Origin of the sequence: Martinezella dioscoreae (assembly GCF_009176305.1) — a bacterium.
GTDB classification, from domain to species: Bacteria; Pseudomonadota; Alphaproteobacteria; order Rhizobiales; family Rhizobiaceae; genus Rhizobium; species Rhizobium dioscoreae.
The window spans coordinates 677,973-696,174 of sequence record NZ_BLAJ01000002.1 but is presented as its reverse complement, the minus strand read 5'-3'; the positions used below and the strand labels follow the sequence as shown (position 1 = coordinate 696,174).

The following is an 18,202-nucleotide window of genomic DNA, read 5'->3' as shown; positions in this document are numbered from 1 at the left end:
GTCGATGCGGATAGCCAAATCGATCTTTGTGCGTCCAGGCAGCAACGCCACCTACGGAGCGGTGGCGATTGCTCTCTCCTTCTTCGTATTTGCCTATTCCTCCCGCTTCGGCCAGCCCTCGATTCTGCTGTACTATGCCCTCTGGTTTCCGCTCGTCATGATCGATTACCGGAACGTGCTCGGCAGCTATAATAGACAGCTCTGGCTCTTCGCATTCGGCGTTTTCACCTGCCTTTCGATTTTCTGGTCGGTCGTGCCCTCCGTGACGGCGCGCGCGGCGATCCAGTACATGACGCATATCTTCTGCGCCTTGGTCGCCATGCGCACGCTCGATATCCGCACGCTGACGCGCGGCGCGATCGCGGGCACCGCCATCGTGCTCATCTATTCGATATTGTTCGGCTATTACGCCTATGATCCGATCGACGGAAGCTACAGCTTCGTCGGCGCCTTCGATTCCAAGAACCAGCTCGGCTTTTATGCCTCGCTCGGCATCTATTTCGCCTTCGCAGCCGTCTTCGTCCTTGGCGAACGTCGGATCTGGATGCTGGGTGCAGGATTTGCCGGCCTGCTGTCCGCCTATTGCCTCCATGCTTCGGCATCGGCAACATCGGTGCTGACGACGGGACTGGTCGTAGTGTTATGCATAAGCCTGCGCGTCATCCTGTATCTGTCTCCCAAGCAGCGTAAAAGGCTGTTTGTGACAGCGGCCGTCTCCGGCGTCATCCTCGCGGTTGCCGGCGTCTATCTCGGTGCGGTCGATCTTGTTCTCGGTGCGTTTGGCAAGGATTCCACGCTTACCGGGCGTACCTATCTTTGGCAGCAGGGCATCGCGGCCGCACAGCAGAATCCTTTCTTCGGCGTCGGCTATCAAGCTTATTGGGTCCAGGGTTTCTCCGAGCCCGAGCGACTGTGGGATGAGTTCTTTATCGCCTCCCGCGCTGGCTTCCATTTCCATAATACCTATATCGAAACTACGGTCGAAACCGGACTCATCGGCGTCTTCCTGCTCGCCTCGATCCTGCTGACGGCTTTCATCGGCCATATCAGCCGCTTTCTGAGCGACATCAGAAACGATGAATCCTACATCCTTCTGGGTGTCGCGACCCTGTTGCTGATCCGCTCTTTCGTCGAGATCGATATTCTCAATCCGTACCATGTCGGGTCCTTCCTGTTTTACTTCACAGCAGGAAAGCTTTCCATGCGAGCGCGCATGCCGGCGAACATGCCATTGCGAACGGATGAGCAGATACCATTCGCGCCGCCTGTCAACTGGGAGCCGCGAACGGGCCAATGAAGACACTCTACGGCATTCAATATCTCCGTGCCTTTGCAGCGCTCGCGGTAGTGTTCTTTCACGCAGCCGAGCGCAGCGGCGGCCATTTCCGCATCGGCGCCGCTGGCGTCGACGTCTTCTTCGTCATCAGCGGATTCATCATGTGGACCATGAGCGAGCGTCGACCGGTGACGCCGCTGCGCTTTGCGCTCGACCGGCTGCAGCGCATCGCGCCATCCTACTGGATCGTGACCGCCATCATGATTGCCGGCGCCGCCATCGGCCTGTTTCCGAACATGAAGCTGACGGCAGGTCATATCCTCGGTTCGCTGCTGTTCATTCCTGTCCGCTCGCCAAGCACGAGCGGTGATGAGATCTGGCCGGTTCTGGTGCAGGGATGGACGCTGAATTTCGAAATGTTCTTCTACGTCATCTTCGCGGCCTGCTTGTTCCTGCCGCAACGGCTGCGGCTTGCCAGCATGACGGCGATCTTCCTCGCCTTTGTCCTTGCCGGCGGCATCATCGCCTCACAGTCCCCGCTGCTTTTGACCTATACGCGGCCGATCATCCTGGAATTCGTCGCCGGCGCAATCCTCGGACGCCTCTGGCTATCCGGACACGTGCCGGGGGCGGGCCTCGGTCTTGCCCTGATCGCCGTCGCATTGTCGGGCTTTGCTGCGATCCAGATTCTCGGCCTGGACTTCAACGAGGTGACCTGCGGACCCCTCGCTGTTGCCCTCGTACTCGGCATGGTGTCGGTGGAACGCAGCGGCAAGTTGCCCTCCATCCCGCTCCTTACCTATCTCGGCAACAGCTCCTATTCGATCTACCTCTGGCACACATTGGCCATTTCGGTGGTCGTCAAGCTGATGGCGCGGATGCAGATACCCTCCGACGCCATCACCTTCGTCGCCGTCATCAGCGGCACCATTCTCGGCATCTGCGCCTACGAAGCTGTCGAAAAGCCGCTGCGCAATCTGCTGAGAAACCTGAGCTGGCAAAGATCGCGCCCTTCGCCGGCCTGAGGCCCGCGCTGCGCACACCCGTTGCGCAATATCGCGCATACGCTTGAGGACGCCTCGGTAGACCTCTCCTAAAGGACAGTTGGTTCCGGCGCAGCTTGTGCGCAGACTGATGCCTGCTTCTACCTGCAAGCCTCTAAACTGGCGCCTGCCCGGATAGGTCTAGGCCCACAGCGCTCCAAAGCGACCTTCCTTGACGACAAGCATGGGCAACAATCGAACGGGGATAGCGTCCCGCTCGATTGTCGCCCCATGCCTCGCCCTGTCCCTTTCCTAGGCCCGGCGGCGCCGCAGCTGGTCGAAATAAACGATGACGATGATCAGGACACCGGTGATAATGCGCTGCCAGAAGGAATTCAGGTTCAGCAGGTTGGCGCCATTGTTGATGGTTGCCAGGATGAAGGCGCCGATCAGCGGGCCGTAGACCGTTCCGACGGCGCCGAACAGGCTGGTTCCACCGATCACCGAAGAGGCGATCGCCTGCAACTCCCAGCCGTCGGCCTGCGTGGCATTGCCGATGGCGATACGCGAGGCAAGAAGAATGCCGACGAACGCCGCACAGGTCCCTGAAAGGATATAGGCGAGATAGATCATCCGGTTGACGTTGACGCCGGACAGACGTGCAGCCTCGCGGTTTGAGCCGACGGCGAAGAGATAGCGCCCCCAGCGGCTCAGATGCAGGAAGATCACGGCCGGGATCGCCACGAGGATCACCATCCAGAACAGGCTCGGGATTCCCAAGAAATCCGAGACAGCGAAATTGGTGAAATCATCATTGACGATATTGATCGTCGAACCGTTGGTAATCAGCAGGCCGATACCGCGAAGCGATGTCAATGTCGCGAGCGTGATGATGAAGGGTGGCAGGCCCATGCGCACGATGCCGAAACCATGGAACGCCCCGATCAGAACCCCGAACAGCAATGTGATCAGGATGGCCGCCCAGACCGGAAACCCGGCCTGCAGCAGCCAGGCGATGATGACGGTGCAGAAGCCGACGATCGCGCCTACGGAAAGGTCGATGCCCGCGGTGATGATGACGAAGGTTTGCCCAAGCGCAAGAATGGCCGTCATAGAGCCCTGACGCATCAGATTGGTGATGTTGAGCGGCGTCCAGAACTTGTCGGTCCAGAGTCCGAGCACGACCCACAGTGCCAGCAACAGCAGGATCAGCGTCAAGCTGAAGAGGATGTTCATCTTGCGCCGGGGCGCAACGGTCGGGCCTTCTGTCGTATTCGCGGCCATTTTTGTTCTCCCTCTTTAGACTTGTTTATTGTTCAGACGCCGATCGCCTCGCCGAGGACTTCTTCATGCGTCGCGGCATGGAAATCATGGCTGGCGACCAGCTGGCCGTGGCGGAAGACGTGCAGACGGTCCGCGAGCTCGTAAACCTCGGGCAGATAGGACGAAATGACGATGATGCCGGCGCCGGCGCGCAGCAGCTTGGCAAATAGCCGATAGATCTCCGCCTTCGTTCCGACATCGACGCCGACTGTCGGCTCATCGAAGATGAAGAGCTTGGCACCGTGGCTCAGCCATTTGCCGATGACCACTTTCTGCTGATTGCCGCCGGACATGGCTGAAACCAGAACCCGCCGGCTCGGTGTCTTGATGCTGAGATCGCGGATCTGCTTGTCGGCATTCGCAGCTTCACTCTTGTTGTTGATGATCGGACCGTGGCTCAGCCGCCGGAACACGGGGAGATTGATGTTGAGCCCGATCGGCAGGTTGAGGCAGAGGCCCTGATCGCGTCGGCTCTCCGGTGCTAGGGCAATACCGAGTTCCATCGCGTCACGCTCGTTGCGGATGTCGACCTTGCGTCCCTGCCAGTAGATTTCGCCCGCAGAAAGCGGCTGGCGACCATAAAGACCCAGCGCGAATTCGCTGCGGCCGGCGCCGATCAGCCCGTAAAGACCGACGATCTCGCCGGCACGGACGCTGAGCGAAACATTCTCGAAGCCGGGGCCGGAAAGGCCGCGGCCATCGAGGATGGTATCGCCGATCGGGATCTCCTCCTTGTGGTAGATCTGCTCGATGGAACGATTGATCATCAGCTTGATCAGCTCGTCCTCGTTGGTTTCGGCGATCGTGCGGGTGCCGACATGCGTGCCGTCGCGCAAGACAGAGACGCGATCGGCCAGCTCGAACACCTCTTCCATGCGATGGCTGATATAGACGATCGTTACGCCTTCGCCCTGCAGACGACGGATCAGCTTGAACAATTGCGCCGATTCCTGGCGGGTGAGATAGGCGGTCGGCTCGTCGAAAATCAGGAATTGGGTGCCACGCATCGCGGCTCTTGCCGTTGCCACGAGCTGCTGCTGGCCGATGGTGAGCGAGCTTAGGAGTTCGCCCGCCGGCAGTCCGAAGCCGAGATCATCGAGCACGGTTTGCGCCATCGCCACCATCTGCTTTTTGCGCATCAGGCCGAAACGATTGACTTCATCGCCAAGGAAAAGATTGGCAGCGACGGTCAGATGCGGGCAGAGCACGACTTCCTGATGCACCGCATTGATGCCGCGGGCGATTGCCTCATTCGGCGTTGCGAGCGCAACCGGATGCCCACACCAGAAAATTTCGCCCGCCGTCCTGGTGATGACGCCGGTCAGGAGCTTGATGAGGGTCGATTTGCCCGCACCATTTTCGCCGACGATCGCATGAATCTCTCCAGCCAGAAACGTGACGGTCGCCGGCTTCAGCGCCTCGACGAAGCCATAGCGTTTCTGCAGGCCCTTGAGTTCCAGGATTGGCGAGCCTGGCGGAATGCGGTTTGCTTCCGTCTTGACGGTATCGTCGTGCCGATGGCTGATTTCTTCAAGGCTCGTCATGAGGTCTCCTCCCTCTCGCACCGCCGCGCGACCGCCTCGGAGAAGCGGCCAGACGAAAAGGCCGCGCCCGCTTTGTGCAGGCGCGGCCTCAAGCCTTACTTGACCTTCGGGTTCAACAGCGCGTCGATCTTCGGATCGCTCATGTTCGCCTTGGTGACGAGGTTGGCGCCGGTGTCGACATTGGCCTCGACCTTTTCCTTCTTGGAAGCAGCGAGCGCCGTTTTGATGCCGTCATAACCCATGCGGTAAGGGTCCTGCACCACGAGGCCGGCAAGAACGCCAGACTTCAGGAAGCCGACCGTCTTGTCGTCATTGTCGAAGCCGATGACCTTGATCTTGTCGCCGAGCTTGTTTTCCGCAATCGCTTGGCCCACACCCTGCGCCATGATCAGGTTGGAAGCGAAGACGCCGACCAGCTTCGGATTGGCCGTGATCAAGTCGGTCATGATGTTGAGACCGGTCGTGGCCTGACCGTCCGCATATTTGTCGGCAACGACCTTCAGGCCCGGATACTTGTTCTTGACCTCTTCCAGGAAGCCCTGACGGCGCTGGTCGAGAGAACCGACGCCCGGCAGGCTGGTGATGATGGCGATCTCACCCTCTTCCTTACCGGTCATGCCCTTGATTGCGGCCGCAAGACCGTCTGCAGCGATACGGCCGCCCTGGACGTTGTCAGTCGTCAGGAACGAGACGAAGGACTTGGAATCGGCAGCAGAGTCGATACCGACGACCGGCACGGACTTGGCGGCTTCATCCACGGGCTTGCCGAGCGCCTTGAACTCGGTCGGCGAAATGACGACAGCAGCCGGCTTACCGGCAACGGCGTTTTCGAGAATGCTGATCTGACCGTTGATGTCGGATTCCGACTGTGCGCCGAGTTCCGGCACCTTCACACCGAGATCCTTGCCCGCCTGACGAGCGCCGGCAAGAACGATCTGCCAGTAGAAGGATGTCGTATCCTTGACAATGATCGGAATGGTCACGTCGGCCGCGAAGGACTGCACGGGCATCGCCATCGCTATGATGGCAGCGCCGGCAAGGCCGGTAAAGCTGCGGCGGGATAGAAGTGACTTGGCAATTTTCATCTGCTTCTCCTCTCAACGCGCTCTGTTCTCCTGCACACCCGCCGCTGAACGCTTACGGCTCGGTATCGCAACGCCTTGCGGCATTACGCATCGCGCGGCGGAAAGGCCACCGACGCCAAAACAGGCTTTCCTCCTCTTCGAGGCCGTCTCTCCCGACGGCTCGATAGCTCCCAATCTGCTAGACTCTGACCGCCTCGTCTCCCAATGGAGGCGCGACCACAGTCAAACCTTCGAACTCCGCATAGAGACTGTCGGGAAGCCTTGGCTCCACGAGCTGCATGTTGCGGACAAGACTTTCCGGCTTCGCCGTACCGATCAGTACCGACGCCACGCAAGGGCTGCGCAGCGGGAACTGAAGCGCCGGCTGGGCAAGCGGTACACCGTGCTTGCGGGCGATCTCCTCCATCGCCCCCACCTTGGCCAGAATATCCGGCGTCGCCGGCAGATAGTCGAAATGCGCGCCAGGCACGGGGCCAGTCGCCAGAATACCGGAGTTAAAGACGCCGCCCACGATGAGCGACGTTCCCTTCTTCTCGCAAAGCGGCAGCAGCTCGGCAACGGCCGAACGATCCAGCAGGGTATAGCGGCCTGCAAGCAGAATGCAGTCGATATCAGCCGCGTTCATCACATCCAGGCAGACCGGCACTTCGTTGACGCCGAGACCATAGGCCTTGATCGCGCCGGACGACTTCAGCTCCCCCAGAGCTTTCAATCCCGACCCCAGGAGCTGCCCAAGGTAACGCTCGTTCAAGGCTTTGCCGTGCGTATAGCCGCCGATATCGTGGACATAGAGAATATCGATGCGATTGAGTCCGAGACGGGCATAGCTGAACTCGACTGAGCGCATGATGCCATCATACGAGTAGTCGTAGTCGGCATCGAAGGGCAGAGGATCGACATAGCCGTAATTCGGCACCTTGTCGGTCGGCACCGGGCGCATGAGACGACCGACCTTGGTCGACAGCACGTAACTGTCCTCGGGCTGGTCTCGTAGAAAATCACCAACGCGGCGTTCGCCAAGGCCAAAGCCATACCAGGGCGCAGCGTCGAAATAGCGAATACCGCTGTCCCAGGCGGCCTGGAGGGTTGCCATTGCCTGGTCGCGCGGACAGGCACGATAGAGGCCGCCCAGCGCCGCAGCGCCGAAGCTGATCTCCGTGACCTTGAGGGCCGTCCTGCCGATTGTTCTTGTTTGCATCACCTCTCCCTTGTGATGGCTGTCACGCAATTTCCCATGAGCGCATTTCCGGCGCTCTTGTATCCCTATCGGAGCGATCCAAGCGGGCCGCTCCCATTCCTCCTTCGTCATTGGTGGCGGTCAGCTCCCGATAGTCCATCCACCAATTGATTTTGTTTTTTATCTACAATAAACATTTTGGTGTCAACGAGCAAATCGCCTGACGCCTTGGAGGAAGGTGGCCAGTGCGCTCCATCAACACTCCTGCAATTGACTGCCATTCGATCATGGTTCAGACAGCGCCGCCGGTAAAGAGCGGCGAGGATACGCGAGGGGGAAATGGCAAGGCAAAACACGCTCTTCAAGGAGGCGTATAATCGCTATGCGGCGCGCCTGAAGCCCGATACCGAGCTGCCAAGCGAGCCGGAAATCGCCGCCGAACTCGGCGTCAGCCGCAGCACGGCGCGCGCGATCCTAATGCGTCTAAATGACGCCGGCATCATTCTCTGGAACAAGCGGCAGAAGACGGTTCTGCGCCGGCCGACGGAGGACGATTTCTTCCCGAAGGAAGAGACCGATTCACTCCATGACATCATCGAACGCAGTTTCATGATGCGCATCATGTCCGATGAAGCACAGCCCGGCATGCAGATCAACGAGCTGGAACTGGCGCGCGAGATCGGCACCGGTACTTCGGTCGTGCGTGAATTTCTTATTCGTTTCAGCCGCTTCGGCCTGATCGAAAAGCGACCAAACAGCCATTGGATCCTCAAGGGCTTCACCAGCGAATTTGCGCTTGAGCTCGCCGACGTGCGCGAAATGTTCGAGCTGCATTCCGCCGCCGAATTCGGCCGCCTGCCCGCCAATCACCGCGCCTGGGAGGATCTCAAAGCGATCGAACAGGAGCATCACGCCCTCCTCGAGGATTTCGACGCGCATTACCGCGATTTCTCGCGTCTCGATGAAAAGTTTCACCTTCTCATCCATCGCGCCTCAAGGAACCGCTTCATCGCCGATTTCTACGACGTCATCGCCATCATCTTTCACTATCACTACCAGTGGAACAAGACGTTCGCCCGCGAGCGCAATGCCCGCGCCGTGACCGAACACCTCGACTATATCGAGGCCCTGCAATCACGCGACCAGCGAAGGATCGACGCCGCGTGCCGCCGGCATCTCGCCTCGGCGCGGCAGACGCTGTTACAGTCGATCCCCCAGGGTGCGGGCGAAATTGCCGGCTCGGTCGCCTGACGGCAAGAGCCGGCTGCTTGCTCACCTTGCAGTAAAACTCAAGCTTTGGCTGGCAAAGCGCGGGGACGAGACTTCGAGGTTGATCGTCCCAGACTTGCCCGTCGCCTGCAGCCAGAAGCCCGTGGTTCCACCCTGGAATGCCACCGTTTGCGGTCCGAGGACCTTGCCCGGGCCATCGATCTTGACCGTGATGGCTTCATTGAGAAAAGCCAGACGCGAGCCGGCCTGATCGAGGGCACGCACGATGACACGCACCGTGTCACGCTCACCCGCGCGCAGAGTATCGGCATCGGCTTCCACCTGCAGCGAGGTCGGCAGCGGATTGGCGACCATATGTTGCTGCGCTACCGGCTTGCCATTGATGTAACCGGTGAAATGCACATCCTCCCACTCCATCCCCCATACGCCGAGTTCGTCCGGTGTGAAGGATCGATGATCGAAAACGACAGGCGGGTGCGGCAAATGCGGGAAAGTTTCCCGGTCCGGGCCGAGACGCTTGGTCAGCGACCCATAGCGCAGTTCGACCTCGTCGCAGTTCGTCAGCACGATCAGCGGCAGTGCGCCGCCGATGTTGCGCTCGCCGCGCGCCCAGATCGTGACCGGCTTCATGACGATCTCTTCGGCGGGCTCGCACTGGCTGGCATAGACATAAGCGGCGAATTTCGGCTCGCGGAACATGTCCATGACGCCGTGGTAGCAGATGCGGTCACCCGAGCCGAAATCGCTATGGGTGTTGTAGTCGAACATGCACCAGCCGATGGCGCCTGATATCGACGGATCACCATAGGCGGCATTCAGGACTTCCAGATGCCGGCGCACATGCTCGGCCTGTCGCTGCTCCTGATCGTAGATTTTCGTCGGATACATATGGCCGCCGAATTCGGTAATCAGATAGGGCACATCCTTGGAGAGACCGGTATTTTCCTGCTGCGGCCTCAGCGGCGTGCGCGGCCGGTTGGCGCCCGGCAGTTCCTCATTGCCGAGAATGAAGTCGTTCATCGTATAGACGTCTTCGAGCATTTCGCTCTCGGTGATGTAACGCACCCCGCCCGTCTGGCGCGTCGGATCGAGCTCGCGTGCCAGGCGGTTCGTCTCGGCGTAGAAATCGTGAGAATCCTGGGATTCGTTGATGCGCACGCCCCAGATGACGATCGAGGGATGGTTCCAGTCGCGTTCGATCATTCGACGCACGTTGCGGATCGATTCCTGCTGCCATTCCTTATCGCCGATATGCTGCCAACCGGGGATTTCCTCGAAGACCAAGAGGCCGATACGGTCGCAATGATCGAGGAACCATTTCGATTGCGGATAATGCGAAGTGCGTACGATGTTGCATTTCAGCGTGCGCTTCATGATTTCGGCATCACGCTCTTGGGCGGAACGGCCCATCGCATAGCCGACATAGGGGAAGGCCTGATGGCGATTGAGACCGCGCAGCTTCAGCTTTTTGCCATTCAGCAGGAAGCCTTCCGCTGTGAAGCTCGCGGTACGGAAGCCAAAAGTCGCAGCAAGACGGTCCGGTCCGTGCTCGCTCGCAAGCTCCACTTCCGCCGAATAGAGGACGGGATTGTCGAGCTCCCAAAGCGCAAGACCGGAAAGGCCGCTAAAGCTGAGCTTGACGCTTTCACCTAATGTGTCAGCCTCACCCGAAGCGATGGCTGCTCCGTCGGCAGAGCGCAGAGTAACAGTCACCGTACCCCTGAAAGCGAGATTTTGCGGATTGGAGATGTCGCAGCGCACCGTCGCGGATTTGTGGTCGGAAAGGACATCTGTCGTCTCGATCTTGATGTTGGCGACCGAGACGGGCGCAGCGACCTTCAGCCAAACATCGCGATAGAGTCCGGCATAGGTGAGATAGTCGATCCGACCACCGAAAGGCGGGATCTCGGGATTCTCGCTGCCATCGATCTTGACCGTGATCAGGTTCTCACCCTTATGCAGGCGACCAGTCAGCCGCGCCTCGAACGGCGTGTAGCCATCCTTGTGGGCAACGATTTCCTCGCCGTTCAGATAGACGGCGGCATCGGCCATGGCCGCATCGAAGATCAGCGATACCTCACGGCCTGCGAAGCTCTCATCCCAATTGACGATTTTCTGATAGGTGAAGGCGCGCTGATAGGATTTCTCGTCGAAATAATTGAAGGGCAGTTCGACGGCCGTATGCGGCAGAGTGACCTGCTGTCCATCCTGCGGGCGGCCGGCATCTCCGGGCGAAAACCCTTCACGAAACGTCCAGGATTCATTGAAGGCGACAACAGAACGCATATTCAATCCTATCGATTAAGCCCGTCGCATCGGATGACGAACAGATGTTGCTGGGAAGTCAGGCGCGCGGCGCGGCAGGCGGGACGCCGCGGAGCGATATCTATACAGGCGCGCCGCCGTTGCGCAATGCGACGGGTTGGCGGATTTCCATTTTCAAGACAGGCAAGCGATAGCGAGAATGCCGACCTATCACGGTTCTATCGGCTCCGTGCATTCTTCGTCTCCTCGGCCGGACTGCGCACCGCGGCATACATGCCGGTCGTGCGGAACTCCGTCGGATTGATGCCGTAGATGCGGCGAAACACCTTGGAGAAATAATTGGCATCGTCGAAGCCCGACATGATCGCCACTTCCTTGACCGGGATGAAGGCGGCCTTCGTCAGCAACTTCGCCGCGCGCTGCATGCGCTGCTGCAATACGAATTCCGCCGGCGGCACGCCTTCGCTCTCGGCAAAGACGCGCGAAAAATGCGCGCGGCTGAGGCCGCCCACTTTCGCAAGCTCCTCGACCGGCAGCGGCTTGTCGAGATTGGCATTGATATGGTCGATGACGATCTGCATGACAGAGCGGTCCGCAGCAAAGGCATGCGAACCGAAGACATCATCATAGAGCGCCATGGCCGCCTCATAGGCGATGGCCGAAGCCGAAGCCGGCGTCGTGGCGCCCTTGACGAGCCGAAGACTGCAATCGGCAAGATGATCGATGGTCGCCTGCTGCAGCTTCAGGACGGGACCGGCGGCAGCGAGTATCAGGCGATGGATGCGCAGTGCTTCCTCACCGTTCATGGAAATCCAGAAATATTCCCAACGCTCCCCCTTCTCCAGCCAATAGCGGTGATTATGCGGCACGAGAACGAGCAGTGTGTCGCCGGCATTGACACGATAATTGCGGCTTTCATAACGAAGACGCCCGGTGCCGCTGATCGTGTGCTGCAGCACGGTGAACGGTGTCAGACCGCGCCGTCGTCCATCCCAATCATAGGGTTCGTCATAGCGCACTTCATATCCCGCACTGGTCGGCATGGCGTGCAATCGGTGGCGGCCGCGCGGCAGGGAAACCGTCCGCATGACCTGTCCGTTATCGATCAATTCTTGCAGCACAAAATTACCCTCAAAAGCATAATAGTTCTCTGTTCGCCTCGGCGATTATAGGCATAATCCCGCCAGAAAACAGCGCATGCTCGCCGGCGAGGAACGGCGATCGGAGGAAAAATCTCGATTTCGGCCCATTCCGCAACCGATACGACACTGGACGAAAATGCCGTCGATTTCCCTGCCGCTGCTTGTTTGATTGACTTGAAGGTGAGGATCATGAGTTTCAAAATCGCTATTATCGGCGCCGGCAGCGTCGGCTTCACGAAAAAGCTGTTCACCGACATTCTCTGCGTGCCGGAATTCCGCGACGTCGAATTCGCGCTGACCGACGTGAGTGAGCACAATCTGACGATGATCAAGGCGATCCTCGACCGGATCGTTGAAGCCAACAAGCTGCCGACACGCGTCACCGCCAGCACGGATCGCCGCAAGGCGCTGGAAGGCGCACGCTATGTCATCAGCTGCGTGCGGGTCGGTGGTTTGGAGGCTTACGCCGAAGATATCCGCATTCCGCTGAAATACGGCATCGACCAATGCGTCGGCGATACGATCTGCGCCGGCGGCATTCTCTACGGCCAGCGCAACATTCCGGTCATTCTCGATTTCTGCAAGGATATCCGCGAGGTCGCCGAGAGCGGCGCCAAATTCCTGAACTATGCCAACCCGATGGCGATGAACACCTGGGCGGCCATCGAATACGGCAAAGTCGATACGATCGGCCTCTGCCACGGCGTCCAGCACGGCGCCGAACAGATTGCCGAAGTGCTCGGCGCCAAGGACAAGCGCGAACTCGACTATATCTGCTCGGGCATCAACCACCAGACCTGGTTCGTCGACCTGCGCCTCAACGGCCGCAAGATCGGCAGGGACGAGCTGATCGCGGCCTTCGAGGCGCATCCGGTCTATTCGCAGCAGGAAAAGCTGCGAATAGACGTCCTCAAGCGTTTCGGCGTCTATTCGACTGAGAGCAACGGTCACCTGTCGGAATACCTGCCCTGGTACCGCAAGCGCCCGGACGAGATCAACAAATGGATCGACATGTCGGACTGGATCCACGGCGAGACCGGCGGCTATTTGCGTCACTCCACCGAGACGCGCAACTGGTTCGAGACGGAATTCCAGCAGATCCTCGACAGCGCCTCGCAGCCGATCGATCCGGCACGCCGCTCCAACGAGCATGCCAGCCATATTCTCGAAGCGCTGGAAACCAATCGCGTCTATCGCGGCCATTTCAACGTCAAGAACAATGGCGTCATCACCAATCTGCCTGCCGATGCCATCATCGAGTCACCCGGCTTCGTCGATCGCTTCGGCATCAATATGGTGGCGGGTATCACACTGCCGGAGGCATGTGCGGCCACCTGCATATCCTCGATCAACGTTCAGCGTATGTCGGTTCATGCCGCCATTAGCGGCGATATCGACCTCCTGAAACTTGCCGTCCTGCATGATCCGCTGGTCGGCGCCGTCGCCACGCCGGAGGAGGTGTGGCAGATGGTCGATGAAATGGTCGTCGCGGAAGCGCGCTGGCTGCCGCAATATGCGCATGCTGTGGACGAGGCGAAGGAGCGCCTGTCGCGCGGCAAGGTCAAGACACGCGACTGGAAGGGCGCGGCGAGCCGCAACATTCGCTCGATCGAGGAGTTGCGCGCAGAGAAAGCAGCCTTGAAACAGGCTGGCTGACGAGCAGGCAGGCCGGAAGGTGAAGGTTGAGGCGGGATCTTAAGGGGATGTCCCGCTTCAACCAGCCATCTTTCGTTTCAAAGGAGGAACGCGAGGTCTCGAACGGAACGCTCGCGATTTAGGGAGAGAGAAAAGATGAGACATTTTCGACCGATCGGCCTTTTGGCTGCGTTGACGATTGCCACATCCGCAATCGCGATCAGCGCCCATGCGGCCGACCCGACTGTGCCGCCCGTTCCACCGGTCTTTCCGGCGGAAGGAAAAATCAAATATGTCGAGCGCAACTCCATTCTGGAGTTCAAGGCGCTGCCGGAATATCACGAGCCTGCCTGGGTGACGGAGAAGTTCGTCAAGACCGGCAAACTGCCGCCCGTCAAGGATCGCCTGCCGAAAGAGCCGCTCGTGTTCAAAACCGGCAACATGCCCGACGGCATCGGTGTCTATGGCGACACGCTGCGCCATGTCATCGGCGGCCGGCCGGAAGGCTGGAACTACGGCGCCGGCCAAACGCAGGGCTGGGGCGGCATCGACATCGGCCTTTCGGAGTGCCTGACGCGCACGGCTCCCCTCTTCCAGGTGGAAGCCAAGGACACCGAACCGCTGCCGAACCTCGCCAAGAGCTGGGAATGGTCGCCGGACGGCCATAAGCTCACCATGCACCTGATCGAAGGTGCAAAATGGTCCGACGGCGCGCCCTTCAACGCCGATGACATCATGTTCTACTGGGATGACGAGGTCATCGATCCGAACGTCTCACCGCTTGGCGGCGGTGCATCTCCGGAAGCTTTCGGCGAAGGAACAACTCTCAAGAAGATCGACGATTACACAATCGAATGGACCTTCAAGGACGCCTTCCCGAAACAATATCTCTACACGATGGCCTATCCCAATTTCTGCCCAGGCCCGTCGCATCTTTTGAAGCCGCAGCACCCGAAATATTCCAAGAACACCTACGACCAGTTCAAGAACGCCTTCCCGCCGGAATATATGAACATGCCGGTCATGGGTGCCTGGGTGCCGGTCGAATACCGTTCCGACGATATCATCGTCATGCGCCGCAATCCCTATTACTGGAAGGTCGACGAAAAGGGCAACCAACTGCCTTACCTCAACGAGCTGCATTACAAGCTCTCGACCTGGGCAGACCGCGACGTACAGGCAGTTGCCGGCTCCGGCGACCTGTCGAACCTCGAGCAGCCGGAAAACTTCGTCGCCTCTCTGAAGCGCGCCGCACAGCCCGATGCTCCTGCCCGTCTCGCCTTCGGTCCCCGCCTCATCGGCTATAATTTGCAGATGAATTTCTCTGCCAATGGCTGGGGCAGTCCGGACGAGCGTGCACAAGCGGTGCGCGAGTTGAACCGCAACGAGGATTTCCGCAAGGCCGTCACCATGGCGCTCGATCGCAAGGCGCTCGGCGAGTCGCTGGTCAAGGGACCGTTCACCGCGATCTATCCGGGCGGCCTATCCTCCGGCAGCAGCTTCTATGATCGCAATTCCACGGTTTATTACCCGTTCGATCTCGCGGCAGCAAAGGCCGAGCTTGCAAAAGCCGGCCTGAAGGACACGGACGGCGACGGCATCGTCAACTTCCCGGCCGGCGTCAACGGCGGCAAGGATGTCGAGATCACGCTTCTGGTCAGCAGCGACTACACCACCGACAAGAGCCTTGCCGAGGGCGTCGTCAGCCAGATGGAAAAACTCGGGCTTCGAGTGATCATAAACTCGCTCGTTGGTCCGAAGCGCGACGATGCCAATTATAGCGGCCGTTTCGACTGGATGGTCCGCCGCAACAGCACCGAGCTTGCCTCGGTCGTGCAGAATACCGAACAGCTTGCACCGGTCGGCCCCCGCACCAGCTGGAACCACCGCGCCCCGGAAAGCGGTCAGCTGGACCTGATGCCCTTCGAAAAAGACATGGTCGATGTCGTCAACAAGTTCATCACGTCGAAAGATAACGACGAGCGCGTGGCCTTGATGAAGCAGTTCCAGAAGATCTCGACCGGGCATCTCTACAATATCGGCCTGACCGAATATCCAGGCGCTCTCATCATCAACAAGCGCTTCTCCAACGTTCCTCCGGGCACGCCGATCTTCCTGTTCAACTGGGCAGAAGATTCGATCATCCGCGAGCGGCTCTGGGTGGCGGCAGACAAACAGGGCAAATACGAGCTGTTCCCAGAGGAACTGCCGGGTGCCCCAGGCAGCGCCGGCCCGATCAAATAAGGTTCCAACCAACCCCATGGCAGCCTGTATGATGCAGGCTGCCATGGGACCTGAAACATCCAGCGATCAGCTATCGCCGGGTTAAATGAAGCGCTGGCGATGTCGTTCCTGGAGAATGGGACAGTCGACAGCATCAAGAGAAGCGAACCGTCCCATGTTACGATTCCTGCTCGTTCGCATAGCCTCCGCCATTCCCGTGCTCCTGATTCTGAGCGTGGTGACGTTTGCCATCATCCAGGCGCCGCCGGGCGATTATGCCGATTATATCCGCTCGCAACTGATGAACCAGGGCGGCGCGTCCTTCGAACAGGCCGACGCCCAGGCGCAGGCCTATCGCAAGGAACATGGCTTGGACAAGCCGATGATCGTCCAGTATTTCAACTGGATCGGTGGCATCGTCACCAAGGGCGATTTCGGCTACAGCATGGTCTACAACAAGCCGGTGGCCGATGTCGTCGGCGAGCGCCTGCCGCGAACACTGGCCTTGGCGCTCGTGTGCCACATCCTGGCTTCCATTCTCGGCATCGGTTTCGGCATCTGGGCCGCAACGCGGCAATATAGCTGGATTGACAATCTGCTTGCCGGCATCTCCTTCCTCGGCATGACGGTGCCGCGCTTTCTGATGGCGCTGATCATCGTCTATCTCCTCGTCTTCCAGCTCAACGTCTCGGAGATCGGCAGCTTCTTCTCGCCGCAATATGGCGGTGCGCCCTGGTCCTGGGCCAAATTCGTCGATCTCGTCAAGCATGTCTGGCCGGTCGTCGCGATCGCCACGTTCGGCGGCCTCGCCTACAACATGCGCATCATGCGCGGCAATCTGCTCGATACGCTGAATGCCCAATATGTGGAAACAGCGCGAGCTAAGGGCCTTTCCGGCGGAGCCGTCATTATGCGCCATGCCGTGCCGAATGCGCTGCATCCTCTGATCATGTATCAGGGCGTGGTTCTGCCCTATATGCTGACGGGCGAAATCGAGACCGCGATCATCTTCACGCTGCCGACCGTCGGGCCGGCGATCGTCGGCTCGATGGCCGTCGGCGACGTCTACGTGACCGCAACCTTCATGATGGTGCTTTCGGCAACCCTCATCGTCGGCAATATCATCGCCGACGTGTTGCTTGCCCTGCTCGATCCACGTGTGCGTCAACAGGGAGGAATCCACTGATGCTCGCCTTCAGCAACTCCCCGCCGCCGCCCGAAGAGAAAATCAAGCAGAAGAGCGGCAATGAGAGCTACCTCGCCCTGGTCTGGCGTCGCCTGAAGCGCTCCTGGACCGGCATGGGCGGCCTTACTCTCGTCGTCCTGCTGCTGCTGATGGCGATCTTCGCCGAATTCATCGCACCGCTCGACCCCAAGGCGACCGACACCGGCTTCGCGCCGCCGCAGGTCATCAGCTTTCACGACAAGGACGGCAATTTCGTCCTCCAGCCTCGGGTCTACGCGCTTGCCGAGACCAGCGATCTCGATCCGGTCACGTTCCAACCGATCGTCGGACCGGATTACGATCACCCTCGCCTGCTTGGTCTCTTCGTCAAGGGTGACCCCTATCATCTCTTTGGCCTGATCCCCGGTGACCGGCATCTCTTCGGCGCCACCGACGGCGGCCCCGTTCATTTCCTCGGCACGGACAAATTCGGCCGGGATGTGCTGTCGCGCGCCATTTACGGTTCGCGCATCTCCTTGATGATCGCCTTGACGGTAGTCGCCATCGTCACCGTCGTCGGCACTGCGGTCGGCATGATATCTGGCTATTTCGGCGGCACGCTCGATGCCTGGATCCAGCGTTTCGTCGAAGTGGTACTGGCTTTCCCGCAACTGCCGCTCTACCTGGCACTGACCTCGCTGATCCCTGTGACGGCTCCGACCAACGTCTTCCTCGCCTTCGTCATCGTCGTCATGTCGGCGCTCGGCTGGGCGCAGATGTCGCGCGAGGTGCGCGGCAAGACGCTGGCTCTGGCGCGGATCGATTATGTCCGGGCGGCCATGGCGGTCGGCGCGACCGACCGGCGCATCATCCTGCAGCATATTTTCCCGAACGTCATGAGCCACGTCATCGTGACGGTCACGCTCGCGATCCCGAGCGTCGTGCTGCTGGAATCCTTCCTCGGCTTCCTCGGCTTTGCCGTCAAACCGCCGCTGATCTCCTGGGGTCTGATGCTGCAGGATACGTCGACCTATTCGGTCATCGGCTCCTATCCCTGGATCCTGACGCCCGTCGCCTTCGTTCTCGTCACCGTCTTCGCCTTCAACGCCCTTGGCGACGGCCTGCGCGACGCGATCGATCCCTATTGAGAGGAG

General features: G+C 59.7%; 13 protein-coding genes. 7 read left to right on the top strand and 6 right to left on the bottom strand.

Annotation, left to right across the window (positions count from 1 at the left end; translation table 11 throughout):
* Positions 1 to 4 precede the first annotated feature (4 nt).
* Together GDN47_RS09790 and GDN47_RS09785 are read left to right on the top strand one after the other, a co-directional pair.
* Entirely contained in the window at positions 5 to 1,297 is a 1,293-nt protein-coding gene (locus GDN47_RS09790) for an O-antigen ligase family protein (RefSeq protein WP_152093173.1), read from the top strand.
* Complete coding sequence (locus GDN47_RS09785) at positions 1,294 to 2,301, top strand: acyltransferase family protein (protein WP_113329622.1); 1,008 nt, start codon at positions 1,294 to 1,296, stop codon at positions 2,299 to 2,301. The genes GDN47_RS09790 and GDN47_RS09785 overlap by 4 nt, the downstream gene beginning before the upstream one ends.
* 270 nt (positions 2,302 to 2,571) lie before the next feature.
* Here the strand turns inward: GDN47_RS09785 and GDN47_RS09780 are convergent, their stop codons facing one another.
* From GDN47_RS09780 to GDN47_RS09765, 4 genes are all read right to left on the bottom strand, one after another.
* Positions 2,572 to 3,543, bottom strand: coding sequence for an ABC transporter permease (locus GDN47_RS09780; RefSeq protein WP_152093172.1), 972 nt, complete (start codon positions 3,541 to 3,543; stop codon positions 2,572 to 2,574).
* A 32-nt stretch (positions 3,544 to 3,575) separates the two neighbouring features.
* Positions 3,576 to 5,126, bottom strand: coding sequence for a sugar ABC transporter ATP-binding protein (locus GDN47_RS09775; RefSeq protein WP_113329621.1), 1,551 nt, complete (start codon positions 5,124 to 5,126; stop codon positions 3,576 to 3,578).
* A 95-nt stretch (positions 5,127 to 5,221) separates the two neighbouring features.
* On the bottom strand, positions 5,222 to 6,211 hold the full coding sequence (locus tag GDN47_RS09770) for an ABC transporter substrate-binding protein (protein WP_069610312.1): 990 nt from the start codon (positions 6,209 to 6,211) through the stop codon (positions 5,222 to 5,224).
* A 178-nt stretch (positions 6,212 to 6,389) separates the two neighbouring features.
* Positions 6,390 to 7,409, bottom strand: a complete 1,020-nt coding sequence (locus GDN47_RS09765; protein WP_152093171.1) for an aldo/keto reductase — start codon at positions 7,407 to 7,409, stop codon at positions 6,390 to 6,392.
* A gap of 318 nt (positions 7,410 to 7,727) precedes the next feature.
* Between GDN47_RS09765 and GDN47_RS09760 the strand changes: the two genes are divergently transcribed.
* A complete protein-coding gene (locus GDN47_RS09760; protein WP_152093170.1) occupies positions 7,728 to 8,639 on the top strand; it encodes a GntR family transcriptional regulator in 912 nt (303 codons plus the stop codon).
* Between the two features lie 21 nt (positions 8,640 to 8,660).
* Here GDN47_RS09760 and GDN47_RS09755 read toward each other — a convergent pair whose 3' ends face one another.
* Both GDN47_RS09755 and GDN47_RS09750 read right to left on the bottom strand, forming a co-directional pair.
* Positions 8,661 to 10,904: a glycoside hydrolase family 2 protein gene (locus GDN47_RS09755; protein WP_152093169.1), complete on the bottom strand. Its 2,244-nt coding sequence runs from the start codon at positions 10,902 to 10,904 to the stop codon at positions 8,661 to 8,663.
* Positions 10,905 to 11,101: 197 nt separating this feature from the next.
* Positions 11,102 to 12,004, bottom strand: coding sequence for an AraC family transcriptional regulator (locus tag GDN47_RS09750; protein ID WP_152093168.1), 903 nt, complete (start codon positions 12,002 to 12,004; stop codon positions 11,102 to 11,104).
* Between the two features lie 210 nt (positions 12,005 to 12,214).
* Between GDN47_RS09750 and GDN47_RS09745 the strand changes: the two genes are divergently transcribed.
* From GDN47_RS09745 to GDN47_RS09730, 4 genes are all read left to right on the top strand, one after another.
* A complete protein-coding gene (locus GDN47_RS09745; protein WP_152093167.1) occupies positions 12,215 to 13,681 on the top strand; it encodes an alpha-glucosidase/alpha-galactosidase in 1,467 nt (488 codons plus the stop codon).
* 135 nt (positions 13,682 to 13,816) lie between these two features.
* Complete coding sequence (locus GDN47_RS09740; protein ID WP_113329615.1) at positions 13,817 to 15,904, top strand: ABC transporter substrate-binding protein; 2,088 nt, start codon at positions 13,817 to 13,819, stop codon at positions 15,902 to 15,904.
* 154 nt (positions 15,905 to 16,058) lie between these two features.
* On the top strand, positions 16,059 to 17,069 hold the full coding sequence (locus tag GDN47_RS09735) for an ABC transporter permease (protein ID WP_152093166.1): 1,011 nt from the start codon (positions 16,059 to 16,061) through the stop codon (positions 17,067 to 17,069).
* Entirely contained in the window at positions 17,069 to 18,196 is a 1,128-nt protein-coding gene (locus GDN47_RS09730; protein WP_113350620.1) for an ABC transporter permease, read from the top strand. The genes GDN47_RS09735 and GDN47_RS09730 overlap by 1 nt, the downstream gene beginning before the upstream one ends.
* The last annotated feature ends 6 nt before the right edge of the window (positions 18,197 to 18,202 follow it).